Annotated in this window: 10 protein-coding genes; 2 read left to right on the top strand and 8 right to left on the bottom strand. The window is 58.8% G+C overall.

All coding sequences use genetic code 11. The annotated features are described in order from the left end of the window. Positions 1-24: 24 nt before the first annotated feature. From ACP7AL_RS24025 to ACP7AL_RS24010, 4 genes are all read right to left on the bottom strand, one after another. Positions 25-1,179 carry a DUF3734 domain-containing protein gene (locus ACP7AL_RS24025; RefSeq protein ID WP_425994933.1) on the bottom strand — a complete coding sequence of 385 codons (1,155 nt, stop codon included), beginning with the start codon at positions 1,177-1,179 and terminating at the stop codon, positions 25-27. A gap of 306 nt (positions 1,180-1,485) precedes the next feature. Beyond that, positions 1,486-4,638 (bottom strand): efflux RND transporter permease subunit, encoded by a 3,153-nt coding sequence (locus ACP7AL_RS24020; RefSeq protein WP_425994931.1) that lies wholly within the window; start codon positions 4,636-4,638, stop codon positions 1,486-1,488. Continuing rightward, positions 4,635-5,711 carry an efflux RND transporter periplasmic adaptor subunit gene (locus ACP7AL_RS24015; protein ID WP_425994929.1) on the bottom strand — a complete coding sequence of 359 codons (1,077 nt, stop codon included), beginning with the start codon at positions 5,709-5,711 and terminating at the stop codon, positions 4,635-4,637. Before ACP7AL_RS24015 ends, ACP7AL_RS24020 begins: the two co-directional genes overlap by 4 nt. Then, positions 5,708-6,814 carry an efflux RND transporter periplasmic adaptor subunit gene (locus tag ACP7AL_RS24010; protein ID WP_425994927.1) on the bottom strand — a complete coding sequence of 369 codons (1,107 nt, stop codon included), beginning with the start codon at positions 6,812-6,814 and terminating at the stop codon, positions 5,708-5,710. Before ACP7AL_RS24010 ends, ACP7AL_RS24015 begins: the two co-directional genes overlap by 4 nt. A gap of 120 nt (positions 6,815-6,934) precedes the next feature. On the opposite strand from ACP7AL_RS24010, the gene ACP7AL_RS24005 reads away from it, so the two are divergent. Continuing rightward, positions 6,935-7,597, top strand: a complete 663-nt coding sequence (locus tag ACP7AL_RS24005; RefSeq protein ID WP_425994925.1) for a TetR/AcrR family transcriptional regulator — start codon at positions 6,935-6,937, stop codon at positions 7,595-7,597. Positions 7,598-7,810: 213 nt separating this feature from the next. Here the strand turns inward: ACP7AL_RS24005 and ACP7AL_RS24000 are convergent, their stop codons facing one another. Both ACP7AL_RS24000 and ACP7AL_RS23995 read right to left on the bottom strand, forming a co-directional pair. Continuing rightward, positions 7,811-8,263 (bottom strand): TetR/AcrR family transcriptional regulator, encoded by a 453-nt coding sequence (locus ACP7AL_RS24000; RefSeq protein WP_425994923.1) that lies wholly within the window; start codon positions 8,261-8,263, stop codon positions 7,811-7,813. Positions 8,264-8,274: 11 nt separating this feature from the next. Further along, the gene (locus ACP7AL_RS23995; RefSeq protein ID WP_425994921.1) at positions 8,275-8,712 is read right to left on the bottom strand and encodes a hypothetical protein; all 438 of its coding nucleotides are present in this window, start codon (positions 8,710-8,712) and stop codon (positions 8,275-8,277) included. A gap of 651 nt (positions 8,713-9,363) precedes the next feature. Here ACP7AL_RS23995 and ACP7AL_RS23990 point away from each other — a divergent pair. Next, positions 9,364-9,960 carry a PepSY domain-containing protein gene (locus ACP7AL_RS23990; protein WP_425994919.1) on the top strand — a complete coding sequence of 199 codons (597 nt, stop codon included), beginning with the start codon at positions 9,364-9,366 and terminating at the stop codon, positions 9,958-9,960. 190 nt (positions 9,961-10,150) lie between these two features. Here the strand turns inward: ACP7AL_RS23990 and gor are convergent, their stop codons facing one another. Together gor and ACP7AL_RS23980 are read right to left on the bottom strand one after the other, a co-directional pair. After that, complete coding sequence (gor, locus tag ACP7AL_RS23985; RefSeq protein WP_425994917.1) at positions 10,151-11,515, bottom strand: glutathione-disulfide reductase; 1,365 nt, start codon at positions 11,513-11,515, stop codon at positions 10,151-10,153. A gap of 40 nt (positions 11,516-11,555) precedes the next feature. After that, on the bottom strand, positions 11,556-12,251 hold the full coding sequence (locus ACP7AL_RS23980) for a glutathione S-transferase N-terminal domain-containing protein (RefSeq protein ID WP_425994915.1): 696 nt from the start codon (positions 12,249-12,251) through the stop codon (positions 11,556-11,558). Positions 12,252-12,268 lie beyond the last annotated feature (17 nt).

Here is a 12,268-nt window from a genome sequence, read left to right as displayed (position 1 = left end):
TCTCCTGTGACTAAACAGCTTGATCTACTCGCGACCATCCTGCTCAAGGTCGAACGTGGACACACCGTCCGCACTGGTCGGGCGGGCCAGCACCTCGGGATGGCGAAGGGTGCGTAATGCGTCGTGATAACCGGCGCGCCAATGATCTTGCATCGAGAGGCGGGAAAATTCGTAGTCCTTGGAGTGGCCTTCATAGTCCCGCGCGCGATAAATTAGATGGACGAGGTTGTGCACGTTGTAAGAGGCAGCCGTCCTGAGCGGCTTGACGTCCTCATGCTCGAGCAGATCTTCAGGCAGTCTGCGCAAGAGAGCAGCCAGCTCTCGCTGCAGTCGGTGCAAGCTTTTGAACTGGTCTGTGCTTGCTCGCGTGCGACTCGAGTATTGAATCTCCTTTTGACGCGTAACGACCTCGGCTATATTGCGTGGAATGTTGCCGTGCGCGCTCCAAAGGTCGACCTGAAACACAAGCGTATCCTGACGGGCACCACACTCAATCACCCACTGCAACGGTGTGTTGGATACGAGGCCGCCATCCCAATATTGTTCACCATCGATTTCGACTGCCGGAAAACCCGGCGGCAGCGCCCCACTCGCCAAGATATGCTCCGGTCGAATCGTATGCGTGGCACTGTCGAAATAGACCAGATTTCCGGTCCTCACATTGACTGCGCCTGCGCTGAACCGCGTCCTACCAGAATTAAGACGATCGAAATCGACGAGCCGCTCGAGTGTCGTCTTTAGCGCGCTCGTGTCGTAGAAGCTCGTGGCGGCAGGAGTTCCAGCCGCTTGTAGCCATGGCACCAACGGCCGCGCGGAAAAAAATCCATTTGCGCCAAACACCGCCGCGAAGCTCGCATTCACCTGATTGAGAAAATTGCGCGTGTGATAGCTGTTCATCAAATCGGCGAACGGCTTGCCCGACCAGTGCCAAGGCACGTCCGACGTCACCTGCGTCCAAAACTCGCGAAGCCGGTCAACTCGGGAGGCTGGCGGATTGCCCGCAATAATCGCAGCGTTAATCGCTCCAATCGAAATGCCGGCAATCCAATCCGGATGGATGTCGGCTTCGGCCAACGCCTCGTAGACGCCTCCTTGGTATGCCCCCAGAGCGCCGCCGCCTTGAAGAAGCAAAGCTATGCAGTCGAATGTTGCGAGGTGCCGTTGAAACTGAAAGTTCATGGTTCGCGTGTGCTCTTGGTTCGCGATGCGCAAGCTTGAGTTCAGTCCGGCTCGGGACAAAGCAGCCGCGCGGTTCGCATTAATAAACTATACCGTATAGTTTTATTAACTCCAGATAACTTGCCCTGTCAAGCAAGCATCTTCACATGCTGTGCTTCAGCTGTTTCAGTTGCCACATTCGTCCTGGATTTCGGCAAACCTCGAAGTGAAGTTCATCACACGCGAATTCGTATTTGCTACCAGAGCGCGTCTGTGGGGCTGACGCACTGCGCCAAGAGTGTTTTTCCTGACTTCATAGCCTCCGTTCTAGACTTGCGTCTCGAGGGCCGGCATTGGCGCGTTTTGCGCAAGAGTCGAGTTCGACGAATGGGTGTCATGCGCCGGATCAACCATCTCATGCGTTGGCTGGCCATCACCGTGATCAGGGTGGATCCGGAACCAGGCGACATAGAGCGCCGGTAGGAACAAGAGTGTCAGCAGCGTGCCGACGATGATGCCGCCCATCATCGCGTAGGCCATCGGGCCCCAAAAAATTTCGCGCGCTATCGGAATCAACGCAAGACTTGCTGCGGCGGCGGTCAGGAGAATCGGCCGCATGCGATGCTCGGTCGCCTCCACAACAGCCTCCCAGGCCGGGCGCCCCTCCTTCCTCAGATCCTCAATCTGCACGATGAGGATCACCGAGTTTCGGACCAGGATACCGATCAGCGCCAGCACGCCAAGGATGGCAACGAAACCGAGAGGCGCGCCGCTCGGCAGCATCGCCATAACGACGCCGATTACGGCAAGCGGCGCGACCGCAAACACCAGGAACAAGCGATGGAAGCTCTGCAACTGAATCATCAAGACGGTAGCCATCACGAAGAGCATCAGCGGCACCACCGCCACGATGGGCCCTTGGCTCTTGGCGCTCTCCTCCACGGAGCCTCCGACCTTGACCGAATATCCCGCCGGCAGACCCTTCTCGAACTCCGCTATCTTTGGCGCGAGCTGGTCCATGATCGTCTTCGGCTGGACGTTGTCACGGATGCCCGCCTTCAGCGTAATGGTGGGAATTCTCGCGCGTCGCCATATCGTCGGCTGTTCGAGCTCGTAGCGCAGATTGGCCAGGGCCCCGAGCGGCACCGACTGACCGCCGACCCCAGGCAATTGCAGATCGCGCAGCGTATCGATCGAGGCACGCTCGGCCGCAGTAGCGCGTCCTGTCACATTCACGAGGTAGATGCTGTCGCGAACCTGGGTAATGGGCGTACCTTCGAGCACGGAGCTCAATGCCGTCGCGATGTCTTCCGATGTTACGCCGAGCTGGCGCGCCTTGTCCTGGAGAACGTCGACCTTGACGACACGCGCAGGCTCCATCCAATCAAACACAACGTGGCCGAGATCGGGATTGGTCCGGACGATGCCGGCGAGTTCCTGCGAGATATCCCTGACCTTTGCGATGTCTGGCCCGCTTACGCGGTATTGCACAGGACGTCCCACCGGAGGACCCACTTCGAGCAACTTGACGTAGGTGTCAGTGCCGGGAAACGTCTTCTGCAGATAGTCCTCGAACTGCGCCTTGACCCGGTCGCGCGCCTTGATCCCGCCCTTGGTCACGACGACCTGTTGGCCGAACCAGGTATTCGCCGTCTGCACATCGAATGACAGGAGGAACCGCGGAGCGCCAGTGCCGACATAAGTTGACCAGTGCTCGACTGAGCCATTGCCCTGCAGCTGTTCGCGCTCAAAGCGCGCCATCTGCGCGTTGGTGTCGGCAATCGAGGCGTTCTGCGGCAAACTCCAGTCGATCACCAGCTCGCTGCGGTCAGAGGACGGAAAGAACTGCTGCGGTATGAACTTCATGCCAAACAAGGCGATCAGAAAGGCCGCAACAGTCACCCCGATCGTGGTCCATCGGTGATGCATACAGATGAAAAGCAAACGCGCAAACATTTGCGCCACCCGGCCCTTCTCCTCATGATGACCCTTCATTTTGGCAGGCAGGATGGCGACGCCGAGCAGCGGGGTGAACAGCACCGCGACGATCCACGACACGATCAACGACACCGCAATGACCACGAACAGAGTGAAGGTGAACTCGCCAGCATTGCTGCTGTTTAGTCCGATCGGAATAAAGCCTGCCACGGTCACCAGTGTGCCGGTCAGCATTGGAAAGGCTGTTGACGTATAGACGTGGGTCGCCGCCTTCTCCAGAGGATCGCCGATCTCAAGCCGGGCCACCATCATTTCGACGGCAATCATGGCGTCATCGACCAGAAGTCCCAGCGCGATAATCAGGGCGCCAAGGGAAATGCGCTGCAGCGAGATACCCGCATATGCCATCACGACGAAGGTAATGGCGAGCACCAGCGGGATCGCAATCGCGACCACCAGTCCGGCCCGCAAGCCAAGGCTGAGAAAACTGATTGCGAGCACGATGACCACGGCCTCGAACAGCGCTTGAGTGAAGCCCGAGACGGCCTCCTCGACAATGACTGGCTGATTAGCGGCCTGATGAACGCCGACGCCGATCGGAAGATCGGCGATGATCTTCGACATTTGCTCCTTCAGCGCCTCGCCGAAGTGCAGCAGGTTCGCCCCGGACTTCATGCCGATGGCCAGCGCGATCGCGGGCTCGCCGTTGTACCTGAACAACGTCTTGGCCGGATCAACATAACCGCGCGTGATGGTCGCAACGTCAGTCAGAGGAAAGAAGCGGTCGTTGATGCGCAGATTGACCGCCTTCAGGCTTGCCTCAGAGGTGAACTGACCGTTCACGCGCACGCTGATCCGCTCGGGGCCTTCCTGGAATACACCGGACGGCGCGACCGCGTTCTGTCCCTGCAGGGAGGCCATGATTGAGCGAACGTCGAGACCGAGTGCCGCGATCTTGCGGGTGGAGAATTCGAGATAGATCACCTCATCCTGCGCGCCCAGAATATCCACCTTGCCGACGTCCGGCACGGTCAGAACTTTGGCGCGGATGTTCTCGACCTCTTCGCGCAGCTGACGCTGCGTCAGGCCGTCGCTGGTGAAAGCGTAGATATTGCCGAACACATCGCCGAAACGGTCGTTGAAGCCCGGCCCGATCACGCCTTGCGGGAAGTCGCCCTTGATATCGGCGATCATGTTGCGTACGCGCACCCAGGTCGGCTTGACGTCCGACGCTTTTATCGTGTCCCGCAGATAGACAAAGACGGTGGTCTGGCCCGCGACCGTGACGCTCTTGGTATAGTCGAGCGATTCCAGCTCCTCGAGCTTCTTCTCGATCCTGTCGGTGACCTGGCGCGTCATCTCTTCAGGCGAGGCTCCCGGCCACTGAGCCTGAATCACCATGGTCTTGATGGTGAAGTCAGGATCCTCCTGACGCCCGAGCTGAAGATATGCCCAAAGCCCTGCCGCCATGAAGGCGATCATGAAATACCAGACGAGCGAGCGATGGCCGAGCGCCCAGTCGGAAAGGTTGAACGACTTCATGGCTTCTGATCCTGTTCGATACGGACTTGCTGTCCTTGTTTGAGGCTGTGGATTCCGGCGGTCACGATGCGCGCGCCGGGAGCAAGCCCACCGGTGACGCGGGTACCCGCTTGGTCGGCGGCAAGATCGATTTTGTGCAGCAACACCGTGCTCGTCGGGTGATCGACGACCCAGACGAAATTCGCGCCATCCTGGGCGAGCACCGCTGAGGCGGGGACGCGCAATGTCGGACTTTGCGCTTTGCCGAGCGTCGCCGTAACAGTCGTGCCTAAACGGAAGCTTTCAGGTGGGTTGTTTAGAGCAATGCGGACCCGCCGCAGGCGCGTTGCGGGGTCTGCCTGCGGCGCGATCTCGCGAACCTTGCCTTCGACCTGAACCGCGGGGAGCAGCTGTAAGCCGACCGTGAATGGCAAGCCAATTTCTAGCGGCACCGGGAAATCTTCTCCGATATCGACCACCGCCTCCCTGATGTCGGGCCTCGCGATTGTCACGACATTTTGGCCAGGGGAGACCACCTGTCCGACCTCCGCACCCACCGCGGTGACGACGCCAGCGAAATCCGCTTTGATCTGCGCATAGCCACGTTGCTCGATGGCCTTGGTCAGGTTTGCCTGTGCGTGCGCGACCGATGCCTCGGCACCGGCGCGCGCCTGTTCGGCATTGTCCAGTGTCTGCTTTGTGGTGGCATCGGTTGTGATGAGGGTTCGCTGCCGCTCCTCCGTCGCCGTTGCAGTCGCCAGTTGCGCCTCGGCCTTCGTAAGCTCAGCCTTGGCCGAGCGTACCGCAAGCTCCAGAGCCGTGGCATCGATGACACCGACAGTTTGTCCTTCGCTGACGAGGTCACCAACGGAGACGGGACGCCCGGTCAGACGCCCCAAGACGCGGAACGCGAGATTGGTCTTGTACTGCGGCTCAACAACGCCCACGGCGACGATGCCGTCCGTGCGGCTCGGCTCAAGGACCATCGACAGCACGGGTCGCACCGGCTCGGGCGCCTTCGGGTCCTGCTGACATCCAGCCAACACCAGCGAGCATACAAACGTGGCGGTCGCAATCATGGCGCGCTTGTTCATGATGGATCTCCCTCATATGTCACCGCCTGGCCAATGCTCAGCAGCTTGCCGCCATCGATCACAACGCGATCGCCCGGCTTGAGACCCGCCTTGATGAGCACTTCACCGGCTTCATAACCGCCGATCGTCACCGGCTGGAGCGCAGCCGTTTTGGCCGCCGGATCGACGATCCAAACCGCCGGCTTCGATCCCGTCGCCGCTAATGCATTCGAGGGCAATGCAATCTGCTGCTGGGCTTTTGTTTTGACAGTTCCTACAACGGCGCTTCCAAGCGACATCGCTGCTGGTAAGTCCTCGATGGCAACCTTGACGCGGATGGTCGCACTCTTCCCATCAATCGCAGGAGAGACTTCCCTGACATGCCCGTTCGCCGTCACGGCAGTATCGGATATAAGCGCCAAAGAGATACGGCTGCCGTCAAGATCGCCTAAGAAAAGCGATTCGTAGACGTCGAAGACGGCATCCCGTTCACCGTCCTGCGCCAGCGAGAAAACGGGCTGCGCGGCCTGTACGACCTGGCCAACCTCCAAATTGCGCGCCGTGATCACGCCCGCCGCTTCGGCGCGCAGCGCGGTATAGCCAAGGGCGTCTTTCGACGTTCCAAGCGCAGCCTTTGCTGCTTCAAGCACGCCTTCTGCGGTTCGCAATCCCTCCTGCGCCTGATCGTAGACTGGCCGCGTGGTGAAACCGCTTGCGATCAGCGCCTTCTGCCGTTCGAAGGTGACCTTGGCCACACGCAGCTGGAATTCTGCAGCCAGTAACGCCGCGGTCGCGGCATCGACATCGGCCTGCTGCTCCGCTGGATCGAGCAGAGCCAGGACTTCGCCAGCCCGGACGTGGGCACCGACATCGACATAGCGTGCAAGCACCCGTCCGCTGACCCGGAACGAGAGGTCGGCGCGGAAGCGGGCCTGGACTTCGCCGGTCAGGGTGACCGAGGCTTGTCGGTCGCGCGGCTGCACGATCTCTGTGCGCACGATCGCCGGACGGGTGATGGGAGCAGCGGCATGGTCGTTGCAGCCACTCAGCGCGATTGCGACGAGCGCGACCACAAGGCCACCGGCACCACTCAGCTTGCCTTTGCGCACTGCGCACACAGTCACGACAACCTCCTCAGTTTTCGCGGCAATAACTATACTATACCGTATATTTTCTTTTAATTGCATTTCAGTCCCGGGTGTGTCAAGCGGGATCTACGTGCGCAACTTGATTAGGAGATCGTGATGGCGAAGACCAAAAGCCCGAAACGCGGCAGGCCGCCCAAGGACCTTGCCGGCGACGTTCAGGCGCGGATTCTCGACGCGGCCCAGCAGCTCTTTCTCGAGAAGGGCTTTCGGAGTGCCAGCATCGACGATATCTCCGAGCTGGCCCCCGCGAGCAAACCAACCATCTATGCGCACTTCCCCGGCAAGGAGGCGCTATTCGCGGCTGTGGTTGCCCGAACCATCAACGGATTGACAGATTTCGAGGGGTTCGCGCCGACAGGCCGCACCATCCAGGAAAAACTCACCAATCTCGGCATCGAGATCGTGGAGAGATTTGTCGAGGACACATTGGATCTCACGCGCGCCACGATCGCCGAGGCGCGGCGATTTCCCGAGTTGAGCCGAAATGTTCACGACGCGGCGCGCGACCGCGCAGCTGGGGCGGTTTCGCAGCTCTTGAACGAAGCAACGCAGCGAGCCGTGCGCACGTCAAAGGGACCTTTCAGCGCAAAGCGGAGCGTTGCGACCGCGCAGATGTTTATGGATCTCATACTGCTTCCGATGCTCATGAGATCTCTGATGGGCGAGGAACTCAAGGATCTTAGAAAAGAGCTGCCGACGTTCTTGCACGAACGGGTCAATTTCTTTCTTGCGGCTTGTGCGGCGGACTGGAGGCCGTAAATCAGCCACAGATCCCGCTCGCTATCCTTACGCTGCAGCTTTGGTCGGCGATCAGGTCGATCGACCGACCCCGCGGTACATGATGCAGGGCGCCTGCGCAGAAATCCATCATCTCGTCGAACGCGAGCCGAACGGTACTCGTATTGATCCGCGACGGATTGAGATGCCCGTCCATTGCTTCAAGCAGGCAGCAGGTCAGCGACACCGGACTGGCTAGTCGAACCTCGCCGCTCGCCTGTCCGGCCGCGATGATCGGCCGCACAAGATCGCGGATCGGTCTGCGTAGGAGCGCGCGACCCGCCAATTCTCACGTACCGCTGCAGCCATTAGTTCGTGTAGCTGGCTGTCCCTCGCCAAGCGATGTTCATGAAGCTGCGAGATTATTCTCAAGGTGGCGGCTAAGCGCTGCAGGGCCGAGCCACCGCTGCGAGCCGCTTGGGCTGCGGCTGCGAATACCTCCTCGAACAACTCCGCTACGACCGCCTCTTCCAGAGCCCGCCTTGAGGCAAAGAAGCGGTATACGTTTGCCGGAGACATCGCAGTTTCGCGAGCAATATCGGCGACGGTAGTCTTCCTGTAACCGATCGCTCGGTAAAATTGAATCGCTGCATGAACAATCCGTTGATGGGTGCACGACGATCTCGCATGGAGTATCTGCTCCTGCATCGCTGGCGACCTCAGCGCGGTCGGATCGTCTGCAATTCACATCGGCAGGCTTCGCCGAAGTCACGCAAGGGGTCTATCTCCTCCATGAACTCTGGCAAGTCGACAAACTCGCGGTTCGGTGACAGGTAGGTTTCGATAATCAGGCGGCCTGCCCGCTCGGCGGCTTGAACCACTTCATCGCTGGACAGAATCCTCATCCGCCCGAGGAGCGCATACAGATTGACCAGTTGCGGAATCTCGGATTTGTCGTTGACGAGCGCGTCGGCATAGAGGCGAGAGGCCTCCTCGATGAAGCTTCGATAGAGCCGCTCGCGCTTGGAAATCGATTGGGCATGGTGGCGCTGGCGAAGCTTGCGGCGCCGAGCCACCCAGCCAGTCACGATCGTGGAGATGGCTCCGAAGGCCGAGCCGCCGAACGCGGCGAAAGCAGGGACATAAATCGTGTTCATGCGATCATTCCTCGTCTCTTACGCCGCGGTACCGCAGCGATCCTGTTGTCCTGACCGAAGAATTGGCCGCTTCGTGCTCGAAGACGGCTCTGCAAGCATAGCTCAGGTCTGATTTTCTTTGCCTGAGACAGGCCTCCACATTCGTGGCGTCAGGAATGAAGCTAGCGCATAGCCGGAAGGCATCGGGCGTGCACGCGGCCCTCTGCTCGGAAGTGCCGCTGTTCTCCTGCGCAAAGGCAGTGCCCCCGCCAAACAAAGCCGCCAGTATGACGACTACGAATGTGTACTCCATCATAAGAAACCCCTTCTCCGGCTGAGGCATTGGTTTCGAACGGGAACGCAGGCTCACACTCGGAAGTCCCCGTCCTCAAACAGCTCGAACACGCGTTTCGAATCCTAGCTCTTGACACAGACTGCTGTCCGGGATGTATATGAACTATACGGTGTAGTATCTTTTCGAGGAAGTCAACACTCTTTTGGTCGCTCGCAAAGGAAAATCCGACCGGGGCTTGCGCTCGCATTCATGGAGCTAGTCGTGACTCTGTCTCTCGTGGGCCGCGGCCAACATTCTTGCTGCCACGCATCATGCGTCCTCGCACACACCAATAGACCACCGGTCAGTTTTTCACGGACAGTCACTGGATTTACCTCATGTCGAAGAAGCGATTGTTAGCGATTATCGTCTTGTCCGCCACGCTTGCTGCTACGGGCGCAACAGCTCATGTCACCTATGAACCTTTGGATGTCGCCAATCGAGGCATCGCTGAGCAGGATGATGCCGAGGAGGCAGTGATCCGTCGCTTACTCGAACAATTTCGCGCGATGATACCGCTTAGTCAGGCGGTAGCGATCGCCGAGCATTTACATGGAGGTTCAAAGACCGCGGACGCTAACTTTGAGATATCCGATCCGCCCATATATCGAGTGCGGACGGTAAGAAATGAACGGATTTGGGAAAATGTCATAGACGCGAAGACCGGAAGCGTCACAGCAAGCGAAGTTTCGTCACTGAGGGAACTAAACGGAGAGGATCTGGGCAATATCATTGCCCTGAAGTCAGTTGATCAAGAGCTGTCGGACGCGGTACGCATCGCCGAGAAAACTGCAGGGGGAAGCGCTCTTGCCGCAAATCTGATGAAGCAAGATAGCAAACTCAACATTGTGGTCCTTATCGCCAATGGAGATCGGTTGAAGGAGGTAGTGCTCGAGCCATCCAAAATCAGGAGGGGAAAGTCAGCTCACTATTAGGCGCGGCCAACAGCCGCCAAACCCGCAATCCGGAACAAGGTCGCACGCCCTTCTATCAGTTACATTGTGGACACTCATTCCATAACCGCTCATTACGCGAATCTGACGTTTAGCGTGCTAAGGGACGCGACTACACCGTTGTGCGCAACGCCACATTTGGTGTTGACCTCCATAACGAGCGGAATACCACCTAACGCCCACTTGGCGTGCGCAGGGTCACGAGTTCTTCCGCTGCCGTCGGATGGACAGCCATGGTGGCGTCGAAGTCGGCCTTGGTGGCCTTCATCTTCACGGCGATACCAACGACCTGGATCAGTTCACCCGCCTCTGGCCCCACGATGTGGCAGCCGAGGATGCGATCGGTCGATGCATCCACGATGAGTTTCATCATGACGCGGGACTGACTGCCCGACATCGTGGATTTCAGCGAGCGGAAGTCCGTCTTGTAGATATCGACATGGGTGTACTGCGCACGCGCCTCGGCTTCAGTGAGGCCGACGGTGCCGACCTCCGGCTGCGTAAACACCGCCGTCGGGATATCGGCATGATCAACCCTGACCGGCCGGTTGCCGAATACGGTATCGGCGAAAGCATGCCCCTCGCGGATAGCGACGGGGGTGAGATTGATCCGGTGCGTAACGTCGCCAACCGCATAGATGTTCGGGACGTTGGTCTGCGAAAACTCATTGACAGCGATGCCGCCATTGACCGGATTGAGCGCGACGCCGGCCTTCTCCAGTCCAAGGCCTTTGACATGCGGATGGCGGCCGACAGCGAACATCACCTGATCGGATGCGATGCTCGATCCGTTCGACAGATGTGCAGTGAAAGCTTCGCCGTGCTTTTCGACCTTGGTCACGATACAGCCGGTCAGCACCGTGATGCCGGATTTTTCCATCTCGCTGCGCACATGTTTGCGCACGTCTTCGTCGAAACCACGCAGAATGTTTTCGCCGCGATAGATCACGGTGACGTCGGCGCCGAGCCCGGCGAAAATGCAGGCGAACTCCAGCGCGATGTAACCACCGCCCTGAATGACGATCCGCTTCGGGAACGTCTTGAGGTGAAACACTTCGTTGGACGAGATCACATGCTCGATGCCGGGAATAGCTTCGCCATGGTTGGGCGTGCCGCCGGTGGCGATCAGGACATACTTGGCCTTGACGGTTTCGCCGGTCGAAAGACGCAATGTGTGTGCGTCTTCGAGCGTGGCCCTCGCCTTGACGATCTTCGCACCGGCTTTCTCGACGTTGAACGTATATGCCGCTTCGAGCCGGGCGATTTCCTTGTCCTTGTTGGCAATCAGGGTGGACCAATCGAAGGTCGCCTCCGGAATGGTCCAGCCGAAGCCCGCAGCATCGTCCAGTTCGTGGCGAACGTGGGACGCATAGACTATCAGCTTCTTGGGCACGCAGCCGCGGATCACGCAGGTGCCGCCCATGCGATATTCCTCGGCGACCAGAACGCTTGCACCGTAACCGGCAGCGATACGGGCAGCGCGCACGCCGCCCGACCCGCCGCCAATCACAAACAGGTCAACCCTCGATAGGCTCATGCGACGTTCACCTTGGCGTAAAGGAGTACGTGCCGTTGAGCTATCCACGCATAGCCGTTTGCCCGAACAGAACGGCCTTCGAATCCTCTGTCACGACCGGCCCCCCATTGAGCCACTCACGGCCAACATTCCAGCCTTCGCGAACCTTTGGCATTTTGCTGAGCATCAAAAACCACCGTTTTAGATGCGGAAACTCCTCAAGGTCTTGCCCTTGAAGCTTGTAGGGCTTGATCCATGGCCAACAGGCCATGTCGGCGATAGAGTATTCACCAGCAACGTATTCGCGGTCCGCGAGCCGCGTATCCAGCACCCCATACAAGCGGTTTACTTCCTTGGTGTAACGATCTGCTGCGTAGGGCACTGGACTATTAACGTATTGCCGAAAGTGATGAGCCTGTCCGCACATTGGTCCCAAGCCGGCCATTTGCCACATCAACCACTGAACCACGTCATAACGCGCACGCACTTCTTCCGGCAAAAAGCGATCATGCTTTTCGGCGAGATACAACATGATAGCGCCCGATTCGAAGATCGCGATGGGATCTCCACCACCATGTGGCGCATGATCGACAATGGCCGGCATCCGCCCGTTCGGACTGATTTTGGCATAGTCCGGCTTAAATTGATCGCCAGCTCCGATATTGAGCGGTACTAGGTTGTAAGGCAATTCGAGCTCGTGAAGCAGGATGGTAATCTTGCATCCATTTGGCGTGGGCCAGTAATAAAGGTCGATCATGTTGCTACCTTATCGAC

It is taken from the genome of Afipia sp. DC4300-2b1 (assembly GCF_049895725.1).
Classification (GTDB): Bacteria; Pseudomonadota; Alphaproteobacteria; order Rhizobiales; family Xanthobacteraceae; genus Afipia; species Afipia broomeae.
This window is presented reverse-complemented; position numbering and strand designations above follow the sequence as displayed.